The organism is Pseudomonas sp. GW821-FHT02A11, assembly GCF_059421985.1.
The window spans coordinates 51,110-68,280 of record NZ_JBWKWB010000024.1; the positions used below are offsets into that span (position 1 = coordinate 51,110).

The window sequence follows — 17,171 nt, forward strand, 5'->3', positions numbered from 1 at the left end:
GAAGTCTTCTGGGAGACCGAGCATCCGGGCGTAAGCCTGGCGGGAACGCCGGAGTATAACAGAGCAATCACAATGCGCTGCTTTCGTGCTGCTCAACGGTTTTTTCGGCGCTGGCCGAGGGTTGGGCGTCTAGTGTCCCCGCCACGGTTTCGCCGGTGTAGCGCGCAACCAGTTGCGCATAGGCCGGTTCGCGCTTGAAGCGTTTCAGTTCGGCGCTGAACCGTTGTACCAGTAAATCCATACCGGCATTGCGGCGTAATGCAAGAAATTGCTCACGGGTGCTCAAGACCGTCGGCAACTGGCTGACCTGATCGCGCAGGCCCAGTTGATCGAGCATCTGCTGCCCTTGTCTGCGATCCGCGACCAGCAGGTCGATGCGTCCGCGAATCAGCTTGCCGAAATTGGCTTCATGACTGGGAGCCGGTTCGCGAATGAACGATGTCGAGCTGTCGAATTCCGGCGAATACAGGTAGCCGGGCGAGATGCCGACCGTCAGGCCTTTGAGGTCATCAAGGGTATTGAATGAATGGGGCCGGGCATTGGCCTGAAAAAACACCCAGTTGACGTCGGAGAGTGGCTCGCTGGGGTAGAGCAGCAGGGCGTCGCGCTCGCTGATCTTGAAGATGTCCAGCGCGCCATCGGCCTCGCCTTGCTGAAGCATCATCAGGCAGCGCTTCCAGGGCAGAAACTGCCACTGCACCTCGATCCCAAGCCGCTGAAAGACGATCGCCGTGGTGTCGTAGTCAAGGCCTGAAGCCTGGCCGTTGTCGACCATCGCGTAAGGCGCCCAAGGCTCGGTGACGATGCGTATCCGTTCGCCCAGCGCGCTGAAACTCAGGCAGGCGAGTACAAGGGTAAGCAATAGGCGGGAAGTCAGCGGCATGGGGCGAGAGTACGACGCGCGCTCGGCAAATAGAAGAGGGCAGGCCCATGTGAAACATGAAACCTGCCGCTCTGGCCCGCGGGTTATTGCGAGGTCTGCTTCTGGATCAGATGCTGATAGATCGCCACGCGTTGACGACCCAGAAGCCCGCGCACGGCCCAATGCTCCAGCCATTCATGCAGCTGGTCGGGGGCTATCGGCTGCTTCATGCGCTGTTGGGCATTATCGAATGCCTTTTCCCACCAGACGGCCGAACACGCACGATCAAACTCGTTGGGGTGATTGCAGCAGCCGTAGAGCACTTCGCGCACGAACTGACGTTGAGGTCGTGGCACCGCCAACGTCGCGCTCTTGTACACCAGCCGCTGCCAGGTGGAGGGGCGTGGCAAGTGTGGCGAGACATTGCGGGTGTCGGCCAGTGCTTCGGCACTGATCGGATCATGCCCGTGCTTGTGCAACCACGCGCGCACCTTGGCGCGGAACAGCTGCTTGCGGCTCCAATAGTGATGGATCAGGTCGGGGCACTGCTCCAGCGCCAGCGAGCGATACGCTGCGACGCCCAGACAAAACTCTTCCAGCGTGATGGCACCGGGCGTGAGCGGGAAGAACTCATCCATCAGCGCGATCGACGTGTCCAGCACCGAGACATTGTTGCGGGTCAGGCCAATGACTCCCGAATTCACCAGGCGCATGCTGTCGTCAGCCAGGCCCCGTTCTGCCAGCACGCCCGCCAAAGCGGTGTAAAGCACCGTGTCCTTGCAATCCTCATAGCGCAGGCGGAAGGCGTTACACAGCAGGGTATCCGGGCGAACCCGGTCGAACAGCGTCATGGGGCTTGCGCGAAAGAAGGTGTCGGTGTCGATCAGGATCGCTTTTTCCGACTCTTCCAGTACTTGGCGCGCGACGACGTGCTTGCAGCGAAAGTGGTAGTTGTGCGGCCCGCCCCATTCGTGGCGGATCTCGGCGTCGAGCGGGCGAATGCGCACGGGCAAATGGCGGTAGGGTTCGGGATTGTCGCTGAACACCTGAATGTCGAAAGGCCGTTCGATGCCTGCATCGGTCTGCGCGAGAGCGCTTGCGATGCTGAACACGGCTTCCTGGTGGTAGGTTTCGGCGCCGAATACCAGATAAACCAGCTGGGGGCGGGGGGTGATCGTACTGATTGAAGTCAACTGCTTGGATATCCGTCTCGGTAAGGCTTGGGCAGGCTATTTGACATCAGCCTGCCGAGCGAACATTACCCTATAGTGACCGGGATGTCCGAGACAGATTCAACCGTTCAGCGGGGCAGCTTGAGGTTATTCCAGACAGACAGACTGGGTTCAGCCTGATTGAGCGTGTAGAAGTGCAAACCCGGGGCTCCGCCTTGCAACAACTGCTCACACATATCTGTGATGACCTGTTCGCCAAACGCCTGAATGCTCGCCGAATCGTCGCCGTAGGCTTCCAGCTGCTTGCGAATCCAGCGTGGGATTTCCGCACCGCAGGCGTCGGAGAAGCGCGCCAGCTTGCTGTAGTTGGTGATCGGCATGATGCCCGGCACGATCGGGATGTTGACGCCCATCTTCTGCACCCGCTCGACGAAGTAGAAGTAGCTGTCGGCATTGAAGAAATACTGGGTGATCGCACTGTCCGCGCCGGCGTTGGCCTTGCGCACGAAGTTCTTCAGATCGTCTTCGAAGTTGCGCGCCTGCGGGTGCATCTCAGGGTACGCGGCAACTTCGATGTGGAAGTGGCTGCCGGTTTCTTCGCGAATGAATTCGACCAGGTCATTGGCGTGGCGCAGCTCGCCGCTGGCCATGCCCATGCCGGATGGCAGGTCGCCGCGCAGGGCAACGATGCGCTTGATGCCCGCGTCCTTGTACTGGCTCAGCAGACCACGCAGGTCGGACTTGCTGTCGCCGACGCACGACAGGTGCGGCGCGGACGGGACGTTTACTTCTTTTTCCAGCTGCAGCACGGTGTTGATCGTGCGGTCACGGGTCGAACCGCCAGCGCCGTAGGTGCAGGAGAAGAAATCGGGGTTGTAGCCGGCCAGCGTGCGAGCGGTGGCGAGGAGTTTTTCGTGACCAGCGTCGGTCTTGGTCGGGAAGAACTCGAAGCTGTAGCGACGGTCTTGGGACATAGTCATAACCTTGGAAGCTCAAAAGCCTTGTGCGTGCCCTGTAGGAGCGCGCTTGCCCGCGATTGAGGTGTGTCAGCAACATTTTCTGGTCTGACACACTGCAATCGCGGGCAAGCGCGCTCCTACAAAGCTGCGGTCGTTCTTGCAAAAGTGGCGTGCCCGACACAACGGGGCACGCCCTCCAGCAGGCTTATCAGTAGCGATAAGCGTGCGGTTTGAACGGGCCTTCGACGGTTACGCCGATGTAGTCCGCCTGGGTCTTGGTCAGCTTGGTCACGACGCCGCCGAAGCCGCGTACCATTTCCAGGGCCACTTCTTCGTCGAGTTTCTTCGGCAGAACTTCAACGGTCAGGCGTTCGGCTTTCTGAGCAGGGCTCAGGTCGGCGTACTTCTGGCCGAACAGGAAGATCTGGGCCAGCACCTGGTTGGCGAACGAACCGTCCATGATGCGGCTTGGGTGACCGGTGGCGTTGCCCAGGTTCACCAGACGGCCTTCGGCCAGCAGGATCAGGTAGTCGTCGTTCTGCGGGTCGAACTCGCCAGCGCCGGTACGGTGGATCTTGTGTACCTGAGGTTTCACTTCTTCCCATGCCCAGTTCTTGCGCATGAAAGCGGTGTCGATTTCGTTGTCGAAGTGACCGATGTTGCAGACCACGGCGCGTTTTTTCAGTGCTTTGAGCATGTTCGCGTCGCAGACGTTGACGTTGCCAGTGGTGGTCACGATCAGGTCGATCTTGCCCAGCAGGGCCTTGTCGATGCTCGCCTCGGTGCCGTCGTTCTCACCGTTGATGAACGGCGAAACCACTTCGAAGCCGTCCATGCACGCTTGCATGGCGCAGATCGGGTCGACTTCAGTGACCTTGACGATCATGCCTTCCTGACGCAGCGACTGAGCCGAGCCCTTGCCCACGTCACCGTAGCCGATGACCAGCGCTTGCTTGCCGGACAGCAGGTGGTCGGTGCCGCGCTTGATGGCGTCGTTCAGGCTGTGACGGCAGCCGTACTTGTTGTCGTTCTTGCTCTTGGTGACCGAGTCGTTGACGTTGATCGCAGGGATCTTCAGTTCGCCCTTGGCCAGCATGTCCAGCAGGCGATGAACGCCTGTGGTGGTTTCTTCGGTGACGCCGTGGATTTTTTCCAGCATCGCCGGGTATTTCTTGTGCAGCAGCTCGGTCAGGTCGCCGCCGTCGTCGAGGATCATGTTGGCGTCCCATGGCTGACCGTCCTTGAGGATGGTCTGCTCCAGGCACCACTCGTACTCTTGCTCGGTCTCGCCTTTCCAGGCGAAAACAGGGATGCCGGCAGCGGCGATGGCGGCAGCGGCCTGGTCCTGAGTCGAGAAAATGTTGCAGGACGACCAGCGTACTTCGGCACCCAGGGCAACCAGGGTTTCGATCAGCACGGCAGTCTGAATGGTCATGTGGATGCAGCCGAGAATTTTCGCGCCCTTGAGCGGTTGCTCGCCAGCGTATTTGCGACGCAGGCCCATCAGGGCTGGCATCTCGGATTCAGCGATGATGGTTTCGCGACGGCCCCATGCAGCCAGGGAAATGTCGGCGACCTTGTAGTCGTTGAAATCGTTGGGCGTCAGTACAGCACTCATAAAGAGTCTCCATTCGTAGTGTGCGAATGGGCGCCGTTGTGCGTTTAAGGCCTGTCCGGCTGCATGAGCCTTGAACAGACAACGCCCCATCCGAGCCTGACAGGTCTGACCTGCTGCAGCGCCCCTCGGACAGGTGGCGGGAGAACGGTATCAAGCGGTGATGACCGTTTTTTGAAGCGGTGCCGATTATAAGGCTTGAGCCGCAAGCTGCAAGCTGCAAGCGGCAAGCGGCAAGCGGCAAGCTACAAGTGAAAGGCAGATCTGCTTTTACTTGCAGCTTGTGGCTCGAAGCTTGAAGCTTGGGGGCACAAACGCCACGATCTGCCAAACGCCCAGGAGCCCCCTTATGAATTTCCACACTCGCAAATGGGTAAAGCCCGAAGACCTCAACCCGAACGGCACGCTGTTCGGTGGCAGCCTACTGCGCTGGATCGACGAAGAAGCGGCGATCTACGCCATCGTTCAGCTGGGCAATCAGCGGGTGGTGACCAAGTACATTTCCGAGATCAACTTCGTCAGCGCGTCGCGCCAGGGCGACATCATCGAGCTGGGCATCACGGCGACCGAATTCGGCCGGACCTCGATCACCCTGACCTGCCAGGTGCGCAACAAGATCACCCGCAAGAGCATTCTGACGGTCGAGAAGATGGTGTTCGTGAACCTGGGAGAAGATGGCCTGCCAGCACCGCACGGCAAGACCGAGATCACGTATGTGAAGGACCAGTTCAAGGAAGACGTGATCAACGAGTAACTCTCGCGCCTTGCACAAACCCTGTAGGAGCAGCTGGAGGTTACGACAGCCGCGAAGGCGATATACCTGACACACCGCCTTCGCTACTGTCGCACAGCTCCAGTAGCTCCCACCGGAGTCTTCACATCATATTTCGGGCGCCTTCGCGAAGGCGATATACCTGACACACCGCCTTCGCCACTGTCGCACAGCTCCAGAAGGTCCCACAGGAGTCTTCACATCATATTTCGGGCGTTGCTCAAGCCGGGTTGGTCGCCTTCCAGTCCCGCAACCACTGCAAACCTTCGCTGGTATCGCCTTTCGGGCGATATTCGCAACCGACCCAGCCGGTATAGCCCAGACGGTCGATCTCTTCGAACAGCCACGCATAATTCACTTCGCCCAGATTCGGTTCGTGACGGTCCGGCACGCCTGCGATCTGGATGTGGCCGACTCCTGCAAAGTCGCGACGCAGTTTGCTGATCACATCGCCTTCGACGATCTGGCAGTGATAGAAGTCAAACTGCACCTTGATGTTGTCAGCGCCCACTTCCTTGCACACCGCCTGACCCTGATCCTGACGATTCAGGAAGAAGCCCGGCATGTCGCGGGTATTGATCGGCTCGATCAAGATCGTGACGCCTGCCTTGGCCGCTTCCTGCGCCGCATAGCGCAGGTTTTCGATGTAGACCGCGTGGTGCTTCTGGCGCAAGTCTTCGCTTGGCAACAGACCCGCCATTACGTGGATGCGATCGTTGCCCAGCACCGCTGCGTATTCCAGCGCCTTCTGAATGCCGCTGCGGAAATCGTTTTCGCGGCCCGGCAGCGAGGCAATCCCGCGTTCGCCCTGGGCCCAGTCACCGGGCGGGGCGTTGAATAGCGCCTGCGTCAGGTTGTTGTCGACCAGACGCTGCTTGATGTCGGCCGCTGTGAAATCGTACGGGAACAGGTACTCAACGGCCTCGAAACCGTCTGCCGCCGCGGCAGCGAATCGATCGAGGAATTCGTGTTGCGGATACAGCATGCTGAGATTGGCAGCGAAACGAGGCATGTTTGTCTCCAGAAAGGCTTAAACGAAAGGCCAGATCAGCAGGGTCATCAGGAAGCCCAATGTGCCCAGAACGGTCACCAGGAATGTCCAGGTGCGCAGGCCGTCACCGACGTTCAGGCCAGCCAGCTTGGTGAACATCCAGTAACCGGCGTCATTGATGTGCGACATCGCCAGACCGCCACCGCCCATGGCCAGGCACAGCAGGGCCATGTGGTTGGCGGAGAGGTTCAGGGTCGCGATCAGCGGGCTGAGAATACCGGCAGTGGTCACCAGCGCCACTGTGGTCGAGCCTTGAACGGCGCGCAACAGCAGGGTCAGGATGAAGCCCAGCGCCAGAACCGGCAGACCGGTGTTGCGCAACGCTTCGGAGACGACCGCACCGATACCGGTATCGACCAGCACCTTGCCGAACACGCCGCCAGCACCGGCAATCAGAATCACCATCGCCACGCCCGGCAGTGCCGAACCGATCACGTCAGAGACCTGACCGCGGCTCCAGCCACGGCGCGAACCCAGAATCCAGGCGCACAGCAGGGTGTCGATCAGCAGTGCAACCAGTGGCGCACCGAGCACGGTCAGCACACTGCGCAGCGTCGAATCGACCGGCAGCAGGGTGGTCGCCAGAGTGCCCAGCAGGATCAGGATGATGGGCAGCAGAATCAGGGCAACGATGATCCCCGCACCCGGTGCCGGAGCCTTTGGCAGTTTTGCTGCCAGGCTGCTGGCGCTTTCTTCCAGGCCCAGTGACTGAGTGTGAGTAGCTTCCTTGGTGTTGGAGTAATCGTTGTTCGCCCACGCCACCAGGTCTTCGTTGGTGATGTGCGGACCGTAGACTTCACTACGGATGTCGTCGGTCATCGGGTAGGTCTTGCGGGTCATGCGACCGGCGATCACGTAACCGATCAGGCACAGCACCGCGACCATCGGAATACCGAACATCAGCACACGGCCCAGGTCCGCGCCCAGTTGACCGGCAGCCGCAACAGCACCCGGATGCGGCGGCAGAAAGGCGTGCACAGAGAGCAGCGCGGCACACATCGGCAAGGCGAAGATCAGCAGCGGCTTGCGGGCCGCGCGAGCGACGCCGTAGGCCAGCGGCATGAGAATAATCACGCCCACTTCGAAGAACACCGGAATGCCGACCATGAAACCGGCTACGGTCAACGCCAGCGGCGTGCGCTTGTTGCCAAAGCGGTTGATCAGGGTCTTGGCCAGCGCCTCGGCGCCGCCCGAGAGCTCGATGATGCGCCTGATCATGGCACCCAAAGCGATGATGATCGCGATGTGGCCCAGGGTCTTGCCCATGCCGCCTTCGATGGTCGCCACCAGATCACCCGGTTTCACACCGGCGACCAGCGCGACGATGATGCTGACCAGCATCAGGGCCACGAACGGCTGGAACTTGTATTTGAGGACCAGAAGCAGCAACAGCGCGATGCCGGCTCCGGCGATGATCATGAGAAAAAGTGGGGTCATGTTGAGTGTGCGTCCTGTTGTTATTGTTTCCGACAAAAGCGGGTCGTCGCAGGCCGTAGAACGGCCTGCGATCAAAGCGCTTCAGGGATTACCACTTCACGCCAAAGGTCTGGCGCAGATCTTCCAGTGCCGCTGCGTCCAGCGGCTCGGGTTTGGGGTTGCTCATCAGCCACAGGCGCGCGGTTTCTTCGAGCTCTTCCAGGGCGTAGGCCGCCTTGGCTACCGAGCTCTCCCAGACCACCGGGCCCAGCCGTTCAAGCATTACGCCGCGCACGCTGTTCGCCAGTTTCGCCACCTGTTCGGCGACTTTCGGCGAGCCGGGGCGCTCGTAGGAAATCAGGGGAATGTGCCCGACCTTCATCACCTGATACGGCGTGATGGGCGGCAGGATGTCGTCCGGCTGCCAGACGCCCGCGAGGGTCAGGGCCACCAGATGCGTGGAGTGGGTGTGCACAACGCCGCCGACGCCCGGATTACGGTCGTAGACTTCGCGATGCAGCATGAGTGTCTTGGACGGTTTGTCCCCCGACTCCCATTCACCGGCCAGATTGACCTTGGCGATAGTGGCCGGATCGAGGCGACCCAAGCACGCGTCGGTCGGGGTGATCAGCCAGCCATCGTCCAGGCGAGCGCTGATGTTGCCAGCGCTGCCCACGGTGTAGCCACGGCCGAACAGCAATCGGCCGATGTCGCAGATCTCTTCGCGCAGTTTGTTTTCGGCACTCATTGCGCAGCTCCTTTTACGGAACCAGCCAACTGCTTCAGGGCTTTGTCGAAGAAGTCGCGACCGCCGAAATTGCCGGATTTCAGCGCCAAAGCCAGCGGTTGATCGCCGCTGCTGATGGTCGCCGGAACGCCCGGATCGATCTGTGCGCCGATTTTCAGCAGGCGCACGCCCAAGGCCTGAACCACAGCGCCGGAGGTCTCGCCGCCTGCGACCACAAAGCGTTTCACGCCCGATTCCAGCAGGCCTTTGGCGATCTTGCCAAGGGCCTCTTCAACCATTGCGCCTGCGCGCTCGACGCCCAGTTTCTGCTGCACGGCTTTGACTTCTTCCGGGCTGCTGGTGGCGTAGATCAACACGGTCTGGCCCGCATCGCGTGCGAAAGCCAGCGCCTCTTCAACCACCGGTTTGCCGTCGGCCAGGGCCAGCGGATCGATACGCAGGGCAGGGCGCTTGGCGTCGAGCCAGGCCGCGACCTGACCGTTGGTGGCCACAGAGGCACTACCGGCCAGGACCACTTCGCCGCCATCGACTTGCTCCAGCTGAGCCGCGTCGATGTCGCGCAACTTGCCCGCTTTGCGGAAGTTGCCCGGCAAACCCAGCGCCAGACCCGAACCGCCCGTCAGCAGCGGCAGGTCGGCACAGGCTTCGCCCAGGGTGTACAGATCGGCATCGGACAACGCGTCGGCAATCGCCATGGTCACGCCATCGGCGCGCAGTTCGGCGATGCGCGCACGCACGCCGTCAACGCCCTTGGCGATGCTGTCGTAGCGCAGCAGGCCGACTTTCTTGTCGGTCTGCGATTGCAGCACGCGCACCAGATTGGCGTCGGTCATCGGCGTCAGCGGGTGGTTCTGCATGCCGCATTCGTTGAGCAGTTGGTCCTGCACGAACAGATGGCCACGGAAAAGGGTCCGGCCGTTTTCCGGGAAGGCCGGACAGGCCAGGGTAAAGTCGCTGCCCAGCGCCTGCAGCAGCGCTTCACTGACTTGGCCGATGTTGCCTTTGGCGGTCGAGTCGAAGGTCGAACAGTACTTGAAGAAAATCTGCTCGCAGCCGCGATCACGCAGCCACTGCAACGCCTGAAGGGATTCTTCGATGGCTTCGGCAGCGGGCGTCGTCCGGGATTTCAGGGCGATGACGATGGCGTCGGCGTCCAGTTCAGCCAGGCTGTCGGCGCTCGGAATGCCGATGCTCTGCACAGTGCGCATGCCGCCGCGCACCAACATGTTGGCCAGGTCAGTGGCGCCGGTGAAATCGTCGGCGATGCAGCCCAACAGAGGGCGCGCAGTGGTAGTGCTCATGTGCGAATCCTCAGTCGTTGGCTGCTTTGGCGCCCGGCAGGGTGATGCCCGGGAAGATCTTGATCACGGCCGAGTCGTCTTCGCGACCGAAGCCTGCGGTCGAGGCCTGCATGAACATCTGGTGTGCGGTGGACGACAGCGGCAGCGGGAATTTGCTGGCGCGGGCGGTATCCAGCACCAAGCCCAGGTCCTTGACGAAGATGTCCACCGCCGACAGCGGCGTGTAGTCAGCCTTGAGAATGTGCGGCACGCGGTTCTCGAACATCCACGAGTTACCGGCGCTGTTGGTGATCACTTCATACAGGGCGTCGGCGTCGACTCCTTCACGCAAGCCCAGGGCCATGGCTTCGGCGCTCGCAGCGATGTGCACGCCAGCCAGCAACTGGTTGATGATTTTGACTTTCGAACCCAGGCCGTGAACGTCGCCCAGGCGATAGACCTTGCCCGCCATGCCGTTGAGGATGGCGTCGGCTTTGGCGTAGGCGTCGGCAGGGCCGCTGGTCATCATGGTCATCTGACCGGCAGCGGCCTTGGCAGCACCGCCGGAGATCGGCGCATCGAGGTACAGCAGACCTTTTTCGGTCAGACGCTGGCCCAGCTCGATGGCGAAGGTGGGCGCGACAGTGGCGCAACCGATCACCAGACTGCCTGGCTTGAGGGCGGCAACGGCGCCGTTCTCGCCGAACAGCACGGTTTCGGTCTGCTCTGCGTTGACGACAACGGTGATGATCACGTCGCAGGCCGCGGCCATGGTGGCCGGGGAGTCACAGGCAACACCGCCCTCGCTGGCAAACTGCTCGGTAACGGCTGCGCGCACATCACAGGCATGAACAGTGAAACCGCTGCGCAACAGGGAGCGTGCGATGCCCAAACCCATGGCACCCAGTCCAATGACGCCGACGTTCTTGTTATTCATGAAGCTCTCCTCGGGTTGAGCGCCATCATCGCTACGTCAGGCACTCGAACGGTGTTTGTTATGATCTGTTAAAGATAGTGAACCCGTGAGCGTATAATGTGAAGTGTTTTCTCGATTTAACAAAAGTTAACATTGATCGTTTTTTGATCAAGCTGGGTACGCCGCGCATTCAGTGTAGGAGCAGTCGGAGGTACGACGGCCGCGAAGGCGGTCGGCCAGCCTATATACGTTTACCTGACCCGCCGCATTCGCTGCCGTCGTGACCTCCGGCGTCTCCTACAGAGTTTCGCGTGCCTGTTTGACCTCAAGCTTCAGCGCCGATGGCGTAGTACCAAAATCGCAAACATTTCCCTAAGTGAGGATCTTCTGGCCAGGATGCATATGTACTTTATGAGTCGCTATATGCACAGTGCGGTTTATTGCGACTTCTCATTAATGCGCCTGTTAATACGCCGTCCGTCAGGATTTATTATATCTCGACTTGATGTTTTGAAGGTTGGGTTGATAGTGAAAGGACTGACCGAATTTCTCGGCAGTTGGAGTACCGCTTAATACGGAGATTATTGCTATGACGGATATCAAGTTGGATCTCAATGCTAATGTCAAACCAGAGCTTCGCTTCGAGGGTGTGGTCAGCGCGGCAGGGCCGTACGACTATACGTTTTCCGGCACGCTTGTCGCGCGCGCGCCGTTGAACAAACCCGACGCCGTATTTGTCGTGCGGTTGGGGCACGGCGGCAATACCGGCGCCTATTCATATCTGGAATACACCTTGAAAGGCTCGGGCGATAACACTTTTGCAGTGACGGGCAACGGTGAAAGAAAAGAGGAGGAGAAGGTGGATTTTCGCTTGGGATTTAAAGAAGGTTCAAGTGGTCAGTTCAGCGATGGAGAAAAGTCGACTTACAGCTTGGACGAAGTACCGTGGGAAAAAGAGTTGAAACTAAGTAACATACCGTTTAAAAATAATAATGTGGACATTCAACCAAACAATGAGGAATGAGTGGTTGCCGGTATTGTAATCCAGGCGGCTAATTGACGAGAGAGCATATGACTCGCCGCTTTCGCTGTAGCAGCGCGGCTTGCCAATGGTGGCTATCAACCTCACCGCGGGCAAGCTGCGCCGTTGCAGGGAAGGTCATGACCTCAACGCTTCTGCACCGACGCCAGCATCAACTCCACTCCCTGCGCCCGAATACTGTCAGCCGCCGCTTGGGCGAGCCCGTCGTCGCTGATGATCGCGTCGAATTGCTCAAGACCGGCGACCTTGTACATGCCGAACGTGCCGTATTTGGAGCTGGTGGTCAGCAGCACACTGCGCGAAGCCGCCTGCATGGCGGCCTGTTTGACTTCGACCTTGAGTGCCGATGGCGTAGTGGTGCCCCGCTGTAAATCCCAAGAGCTTGTGGACATGAAGGCAACGTCGGTTGCCAGGTGTCGCAAGGTCGCGGCAGCAAGGCCCCCAACGCAAGAGCGGTTTGGGTGATCGAGCAGGCCGCCGGTGTGGATCACGTTGACGTGGGTGGCATCGGCCAGTGCGTTGACCACGCCAAAGTCATTGGTGACCACGGTCATGCCCGCCAGCGCGACGATGTGCGGCACGATTTCCAGGGTGCTGGTGCCGGCGTCGAGGTACACCGTCATCTCCGGGTGCAGCAGGCCTGCCGCCAATCGCGCCATGGCCTGTTTGTGCGGCAACTCGACCACGGCCTTCGATTGATGGCTGGGTTCGCTGTGCACCTGGCTTGCGATACGCACCCCGCCGGTCACGGAATACGCGCGACCGCTCTGTTCGAGCAGGGCGATGTCGCGGCGGATGGTCATGTGCGAGCAGTCGAACATCTCCATCAACTGATGCACGCTGAGCACTTGGTGTTTGCGTAACTGACGCAGCATCAGCTCACGGCGCTGATCGGGAATCATGGGCGCTGCACCACTGACGGTGGTGTCTTCTTCGCTGGACATTCAAGCTCCTGGGGTATTGCGGTACAGCCAGTCTTGGCTGGGATGGCTGGCATCTTAGCCAATCGGTCGGTCGCTGGCAGCAGCGAAAAACATCGAAATCAAGCGCCCATCACAGTGTCTCTCGCTGGCGCGAATCCTTTATCCTCAGCGTCCACGGGGCTTTGGCAGTCACCAGCGCCCTGGTCGACAGGAAGAAAAATCGTCCGCAGCCCTAATCCGGACGACCAAGGAGTGCGTGTGCTGGCGACAACGTTGGTCCTGCTTGCGGCGGTGCTGCATGCCACCTGGAACACCCTCATCAAATTCAGCGGCGAACGCTTGCTGGTCATCGCCAGTATGGATGTCGTGGCCTTTCTGCTCGCCGTTCTCGCGTTGGCCTTCGTGTCGCCACCGCCGCTGTCCATCTGGCCGTGGCTGATCGCCTCGGCGCTGTTCGAACTGCTTTATCGCGTGCTGCTGATCAAGGCCTATCGAGTGGGTGACCTTGGCCTCGTGTATCCGTTAATGCGCGGCCTCTCGCCGCTGGTGGTGCTGGCGCTGACGCTCATTTTTGCCGGAGAGCACCTGACGACCCAGCAGATCCTCGGCATTTTGCTTATCCCCTGCGGGATGGTCTGTCTACTCTGGCAAGGCGGGGGTGGCGATCGTTTGCCTTGGTCGATGCTGCCGGTGGTCGGGATGATCGGCCTGTGCATCGGCTGTTACACCTTCATCGACGGGCAGGCGCTCAAGCGAGGCGTCGCGCCGCTGGATTATCTGGTGTGGCTGACGTTCATCAGCGCCTGGCCGTTCCCGCTGCTGGCGATGGTGAGCAAACGCCCTGCGTTCACGCTGTTCTGGCGTAAGCAGTGGAAGCTGGGGCTGAGCGTGGGCTTTTGCGTGCTGGCCAGCTATGCGCTGGTGCTGTGGGCGATGCAATTGGGCTCGGTGGCGGAAGCCGCGGCGCTGCGGGAGGTCAGCGTGGTGCTGGTGGTGTTGTTCGGTATGCGTTACTTGAAAGAACCTTTTGGCCAGCCACGGCTCTTAGCCTGTGGCTTGGTTCTGCTGGGAATGCTTCTGATGAAGCTCACATTTTGAAAAGGATGATGTAAATGACCGTTGCCTTCTGGTGCGTGTTGATCGTGATTCTGTTGCCGCTGGTGTGTACTTCGATTGCCAAGTTCAGCAGCGGCAAGTTCAGTGCCCGGCAAAACCACAACCCTCGGGACTTCCTCGATCAGCTCGAAGGCTTGCCTCGTCGCGCCCATGCCGCGCAGCAGAACAGCTTTGAAGCGATCCCCGGCTTTGCCGCTGGCGTGATCATCGCCCACATCGCCGGGGTCGCTCAGCTGGTCACCATCGACGTGCTGGCCGTGTTGTTCGTGACCAGCCGCTTGCTGTACATCATCTTCTATCTGGCCGATCTGGCTGCCTTGCGCTCGCTGGTGTGGTTCATCGGTTTGGCGCTGGTGGTGGCGCTGTTTGGCGTCTCTGTCTGAGCGCAAGCCATCTTGGTTTTTTAAGTGCGCGCGCAGATACTGTCCGCCGTTTTCCAGTGCCGAGCCGCCATGAAGTCGAAGAGCGTAGCGTTGAGGAAGTGGCCGTTGACGGGCCTGTTGTTGGTCGCAGCCTTGAGTTTGAGCGCCTGCGGAGGTGTCGACCCGGACTCGCCGCTGGGGCAGCGCAAGGCGATCTTCAAGCAGATGCTCAAGACCAGCGAAGACACTGGCGGCATGTTGCGCGGGCGCCTGCCGTTCGACGGGGCCAGATTCGCGGAAGGCGCGGTGAAGCTCGATGCGCTCTCTCACGAGCCCTGGAAACATTTCCCACCGGTGAAAGAGTCAGAGCACACCAGTGCGAAGGATGCAGTCTGGCAGCGTCAGGCCCGTTTTCAGGAGCTGGCCCAGGCGCTGGAGGCCCGGACCGGTGAACTGGTGGTTGCCACTAAAGCGCTGCAGCTGACTCCTGCCAACATGATCCCGCCAATGAATAACGTCGAAGATGCCTGTGATGCGTGTCACAAGGAGTTTCGGGATCATTGAACATCAGCTTCAGGCTTCAAGCCGTAATTGAGCCGATCAGTGCGCCGCGCTCGCAGCTTGTGGCCTGAAGCTGGGGGATGCTTTTATTCGTCATCTTCGTCAGGGTGCAGTTTTTCCAGCTTCTGCAGTTCGTCCTGCAGCTCCTTGCGCGATTCAGCCAGCTTGTTCTTGCGCTTTTCGATCTTGTCCGGGTCGCCCTTTTTCATGGCTTTGTCCAGGTCTGCCTGACGCTTGCTGACTTCCTGCTTGGCGTCCAGCATTTTCCTTTCCTGCTCTTTAAGCAGGCCCTTGTCGGTGCAGTGCGCGGTGTTTTCGCTCAGGGCTTTTTCCAGCCCTGCTTGCTGCTCGCTGTTACCAGCGGCCTTGGCCTGTTCGATCTGGGTGCGGATATCGGCCTGCTTGGCCTCGCAAAACGGTTCTGCCGCGAAAACAGGGGCCGCCAGAAGCCCACAGGCCACAACCATTGCCAGTGATGAAATGCGTTTCATGAATACTCCTTCAATACACAAGCCTGGACGTTCGTCGATCCCACGTCCGGGCAGAAAAAATGACTAAAAACCTTGAATACCCTGCTCGCGCAACTGCGTGCTCAGCGCTTGCACGTGCGGGTCATTGAAAAAGGCCTGTAACTGCTTCGCACGACCCGGGCCAATTCCGGGCTCGGCACGCCACTGGTCAATGCTACGTGCCGACAAAACATCCCAGGAATCGCCGAGATTCGCGTCCGCCACGGGCGGTAAACCGAGGGCTTTGAGCCAGGTTTCGAAGTTTTGTTCGCGCGCGCCTTGAAAACTATCGAGCAGTTTAGCGCTGCTTCGCTCACCAAGCCCGGGAATGTTCGCAAGTTGTGCACGATCAAGGAGCATCCAGTCGAGCAATCCGTTGATGGCGCCCGCTTTGATCAACTTGTCCCAAGTGCCAGGTCCTACGCCGTTCATGGCCAGGCCCTTCTTGCCGCTCAGCCATTTCAGGCGCTCGCGAAACTGGCCTTCGCACCCTTGAACCGGTTGCCAGCAACTGAGTGGGTGGTAATCCGCTGCGTTCGGGACGTTCAAGGCCACTCGTTCGACGCTGCGGCTCACCACGCCTTCCAGCTTTGGAATGGTCAAACCCGCCAGGCTGATCCCGACCTGATCGCCAGGGCGAATGTCCATAGCCTGCCAGCGTTTGAGCGAGCCGACACTGACCCGCGTCACCTTTCGGTCATCCAGCTGTACCGGTTCGATGTCCAGTACCGGCGTGATCTTGCCGCTGCGACCGACATTGAAATGCACTTTGCGCACCTCGCCCAGCACCTGAGCGAACGGGTATTTCCACGCCGCCAGCCAATAAGGGGCCTTCGCCTGCCAGCGCTGCGCAGACGGCCGTTCGCCCTGCTTCATCACCACGCCGTCGGTGGCGAAGGGCAGCGGATGGGTGTACCAGTATTCGCGCCATTTCTTCGCCTGCATGATGGTCTCGAACGGCTCGCTGAAGCGCAGGCTGTCCTCGAACCCCAGCGCTCGTAGCCCCGCCAGCCGCTGACGCATGCCTTGGGGGCCGTCTGGCCAGTCCCAGACGAACAGGCCCACCTGCGCAGCTTCGGCCTGACTGATGCTGTTGCGCGCCAGAAGCCCCGCGACCTTGCTGCGCGCATTCAGGCTCCCGGATTTTGACTGCACATGGTCCGTGAGCCGCCAATAGAGTTCGCCCTGGAGCACCAGCGGTTCCTGCCACGGCACCTGCGCAGGAATAGCTTCGATCAGCCGCGCGTGAGCCGTCCAATCCTGGCCCTTGAGCCCGTCGCCCCGGCTGATCGCCTTCACTAGCGCGCCGTTGTCGTAGACGAGGGTCACCGCGACGCCATCTACTTTCGGCTGAATCCACAGATCTTCCTTGCCTCGCAGCCAGGCGCTCACCGCTGGCTCGTCCCGCAGCTTGATCAATCCGGTATGCGGCACGGGATGGGCATGGCTGCCGGCGGCTGTTTTGAGGGGACTGGGTTCTGAAGAGGGCGTGGCGACAAAGCATGATCGAAGCTGCGACAGCCGCTGCACGGATTGGTCGTACAGCTCATCGACGACCAATGAAATCCCCTGGCGGTGATAGCTGTCGTCCCAGACCGCGATCTGGTCCTGCAGGGCCAGAATCTCGCTCCTGGCCTTGACTGGCGACCAGTCCGGGCAGTTGTTGGCATGGGCGAAGTTGAAACCGAACGTGAAACAGAGCACAGCCAGTACACCAGCGACAGCGCGAGAAGAGAGCAGCATCGAAGCATCCTTGCCGGGAAATGAGGCCTGCAAGGCTAGAGCGATAGGCGCTGATCTTCCTTTGACTTGGCGTTACCGGATTTTTCCGCAGGCAGTACAGCCGGGGCCTGTTTCGCGCCATAGC

General features: G+C 60.2%; 17 protein-coding genes and 1 riboswitch. Of the genes, 5 read left to right on the forward strand and 12 right to left on the reverse strand.

The features are described 5' to 3' along the window. Positions 1 to 67: 67 nt before the first annotated feature. The 4 genes from AC07V9_RS24435 to ahcY all read right to left on the reverse strand — a co-directional run bounded on the left by AC07V9_RS24435 (position 68) and on the right by ahcY (position 4,611). Complete coding sequence (locus AC07V9_RS24435) at positions 68 to 883, reverse strand: substrate-binding periplasmic protein (RefSeq protein WP_495018208.1); 816 nt, start codon at positions 881 to 883, stop codon at positions 68 to 70. An 83-nt stretch (positions 884 to 966) separates the two neighbouring features. Further along, positions 967 to 2,046: a hypothetical protein gene (locus tag AC07V9_RS24440; RefSeq protein WP_495018228.1), complete on the reverse strand. Its 1,080-nt coding sequence runs from the start codon at positions 2,044 to 2,046 to the stop codon at positions 967 to 969. 116 nt (positions 2,047 to 2,162) lie between these two features. Next, complete coding sequence (gene metF, locus AC07V9_RS24445) at positions 2,163 to 3,008, reverse strand: methylenetetrahydrofolate reductase [NAD(P)H] (protein ID WP_495018209.1); 846 nt, start codon at positions 3,006 to 3,008, stop codon at positions 2,163 to 2,165. Positions 3,009 to 3,201: 193 nt separating this feature from the next. Beyond that, positions 3,202 to 4,611, reverse strand: a complete 1,410-nt coding sequence (ahcY, locus tag AC07V9_RS24450) for an adenosylhomocysteinase (RefSeq protein ID WP_495018210.1) — start codon at positions 4,609 to 4,611, stop codon at positions 3,202 to 3,204. A 21-nt stretch (positions 4,612 to 4,632) separates the two neighbouring features. Then, a riboswitch (S-adenosyl-L-homocysteine riboswitch) is annotated at positions 4,633 to 4,744 on the reverse strand. A gap of 213 nt (positions 4,745 to 4,957) precedes the next feature. Between ahcY and AC07V9_RS24455 the strand changes: the two genes are divergently transcribed. Then, positions 4,958 to 5,362, forward strand: coding sequence for an acyl-CoA thioesterase (locus AC07V9_RS24455; RefSeq protein ID WP_133775566.1), 405 nt, complete (start codon positions 4,958 to 4,960; stop codon positions 5,360 to 5,362). A 238-nt stretch (positions 5,363 to 5,600) separates the two neighbouring features. Here the strand turns inward: AC07V9_RS24455 and otnI are convergent, their stop codons facing one another. The 5 genes from otnI to ltnD all read right to left on the reverse strand — a co-directional run bounded on the left by otnI (position 5,601) and on the right by ltnD (position 10,812). Further along, positions 5,601 to 6,392, reverse strand: coding sequence for a 2-oxo-tetronate isomerase (otnI, locus tag AC07V9_RS24460; protein WP_495018211.1), 792 nt, complete (start codon positions 6,390 to 6,392; stop codon positions 5,601 to 5,603). Between the two features lie 18 nt (positions 6,393 to 6,410). Continuing rightward, positions 6,411 to 7,868 carry a GntT/GntP/DsdX family permease gene (locus tag AC07V9_RS24465; protein ID WP_495018212.1) on the reverse strand — a complete coding sequence of 486 codons (1,458 nt, stop codon included), beginning with the start codon at positions 7,866 to 7,868 and terminating at the stop codon, positions 6,411 to 6,413. Positions 7,869 to 7,956: 88 nt separating this feature from the next. After that, positions 7,957 to 8,595: a 3-oxo-tetronate 4-phosphate decarboxylase gene (gene otnC / locus AC07V9_RS24470; RefSeq protein WP_495018213.1), complete on the reverse strand. Its 639-nt coding sequence runs from the start codon at positions 8,593 to 8,595 to the stop codon at positions 7,957 to 7,959. Then, a complete protein-coding gene (otnK, locus tag AC07V9_RS24475; protein WP_495018214.1) occupies positions 8,592 to 9,896 on the reverse strand; it encodes a 3-oxo-tetronate kinase in 1,305 nt (434 codons plus the stop codon). Before otnK ends, otnC begins: the two co-directional genes overlap by 4 nt. A 10-nt stretch (positions 9,897 to 9,906) precedes the next feature. Further along, positions 9,907 to 10,812 carry an L-threonate dehydrogenase gene (gene ltnD / locus AC07V9_RS24480; RefSeq protein WP_495018215.1) on the reverse strand — a complete coding sequence of 302 codons (906 nt, stop codon included), beginning with the start codon at positions 10,810 to 10,812 and terminating at the stop codon, positions 9,907 to 9,909. A gap of 568 nt (positions 10,813 to 11,380) precedes the next feature. Between ltnD and AC07V9_RS24485 the strand changes: the two genes are divergently transcribed. Continuing rightward, the gene (locus AC07V9_RS24485; RefSeq protein ID WP_495018216.1) at positions 11,381 to 11,815 is read left to right on the forward strand and encodes a hypothetical protein; all 435 of its coding nucleotides are present in this window, start codon (positions 11,381 to 11,383) and stop codon (positions 11,813 to 11,815) included. Positions 11,816 to 11,958: 143 nt separating this feature from the next. On the opposite strand, the gene AC07V9_RS24490 is transcribed toward AC07V9_RS24485, so the two are convergent. Beyond that, positions 11,959 to 12,777: a DeoR/GlpR family DNA-binding transcription regulator gene (locus AC07V9_RS24490; RefSeq protein WP_495018217.1), complete on the reverse strand. Its 819-nt coding sequence runs from the start codon at positions 12,775 to 12,777 to the stop codon at positions 11,959 to 11,961. Between the two features lie 237 nt (positions 12,778 to 13,014). On the opposite strand from AC07V9_RS24490, the gene AC07V9_RS24495 reads away from it, so the two are divergent. The 3 genes from AC07V9_RS24495 (at position 13,015) to AC07V9_RS24505 (ending at position 14,798) form a co-directional block, all read left to right on the forward strand. After that, complete coding sequence (locus tag AC07V9_RS24495; protein ID WP_495018218.1) at positions 13,015 to 13,854, forward strand: EamA family transporter; 840 nt, start codon at positions 13,015 to 13,017, stop codon at positions 13,852 to 13,854. 14 nt (positions 13,855 to 13,868) lie between these two features. After that, positions 13,869 to 14,255, forward strand: coding sequence for an MAPEG family protein (locus tag AC07V9_RS24500; RefSeq protein WP_495018219.1), 387 nt, complete (start codon positions 13,869 to 13,871; stop codon positions 14,253 to 14,255). Positions 14,256 to 14,324: 69 nt separating this feature from the next. Beyond that, a complete protein-coding gene (locus AC07V9_RS24505; RefSeq protein WP_495018220.1) occupies positions 14,325 to 14,798 on the forward strand; it encodes a c-type cytochrome in 474 nt (157 codons plus the stop codon). 83 nt (positions 14,799 to 14,881) lie between these two features. On the opposite strand, the gene AC07V9_RS24510 is transcribed toward AC07V9_RS24505, so the two are convergent. Continuing rightward, positions 14,882 to 15,286 carry a DUF1090 domain-containing protein gene (locus AC07V9_RS24510; protein WP_495018221.1) on the reverse strand — a complete coding sequence of 135 codons (405 nt, stop codon included), beginning with the start codon at positions 15,284 to 15,286 and terminating at the stop codon, positions 14,882 to 14,884. 63 nt (positions 15,287 to 15,349) lie between these two features. Continuing rightward, positions 15,350 to 17,047, reverse strand: coding sequence for an NAD-dependent DNA ligase LigB (gene ligB / locus AC07V9_RS24515; RefSeq protein WP_495018222.1), 1,698 nt, complete (start codon positions 17,045 to 17,047; stop codon positions 15,350 to 15,352). Positions 17,048 to 17,171 lie beyond the last annotated feature (124 nt).

Excerpts from the sequence above, each read along its gene's own strand:
- ligB (WP_495018222.1), bottom strand. The coding sequence starts at position 17,047 with ATGCTGCTCTCTTCTCGCGCTGTCGCTGGTGTACTGGCTGTGCTCTGT.
- ahcY (WP_495018210.1), bottom strand. The coding sequence starts at position 4,611 with ATGAGTGCTGTACTGACGCCCAACGATTTCAACGACTACAAGGTCGCC.
- AC07V9_RS24500 (WP_495018219.1), top strand. The coding sequence starts at position 13,869 with ATGACCGTTGCCTTCTGGTGCGTGTTGATCGTGATTCTGTTGCCGCTG.
- AC07V9_RS24505 (WP_495018220.1), top strand. The coding sequence starts at position 14,325 with ATGAAGTCGAAGAGCGTAGCGTTGAGGAAGTGGCCGTTGACGGGCCTG.
- AC07V9_RS24465 (WP_495018212.1), bottom strand. The coding sequence starts at position 7,868 with ATGACCCCACTTTTTCTCATGATCATCGCCGGAGCCGGCATCGCGCTG.
- otnK (WP_495018214.1), bottom strand. The coding sequence starts at position 9,896 with ATGAGCACTACCACTGCGCGCCCTCTGTTGGGCTGCATCGCCGACGAT.
- ltnD (WP_495018215.1), bottom strand. The coding sequence starts at position 10,812 with ATGAATAACAAGAACGTCGGCGTCATTGGACTGGGTGCCATGGGTTTG.
- otnC (WP_495018213.1), bottom strand. The coding sequence starts at position 8,595 with ATGAGTGCCGAAAACAAACTGCGCGAAGAGATCTGCGACATCGGCCGA.
- AC07V9_RS24510 (WP_495018221.1), bottom strand. The coding sequence starts at position 15,286 with ATGAAACGCATTTCATCACTGGCAATGGTTGTGGCCTGTGGGCTTCTG.
- metF (WP_495018209.1), bottom strand. The coding sequence starts at position 3,008 with ATGTCCCAAGACCGTCGCTACAGCTTCGAGTTCTTCCCGACCAAGACC.
- AC07V9_RS24435 (WP_495018208.1), bottom strand. The coding sequence starts at position 883 with ATGCCGCTGACTTCCCGCCTATTGCTTACCCTTGTACTCGCCTGCCTG.
- AC07V9_RS24455 (WP_133775566.1), top strand. The coding sequence starts at position 4,958 with ATGAATTTCCACACTCGCAAATGGGTAAAGCCCGAAGACCTCAACCCG.
- AC07V9_RS24490 (WP_495018217.1), bottom strand. The coding sequence starts at position 12,777 with ATGTCCAGCGAAGAAGACACCACCGTCAGTGGTGCAGCGCCCATGATT.
- AC07V9_RS24485 (WP_495018216.1), top strand. The coding sequence starts at position 11,381 with ATGACGGATATCAAGTTGGATCTCAATGCTAATGTCAAACCAGAGCTT.
- otnI (WP_495018211.1), bottom strand. The coding sequence starts at position 6,392 with ATGCCTCGTTTCGCTGCCAATCTCAGCATGCTGTATCCGCAACACGAA.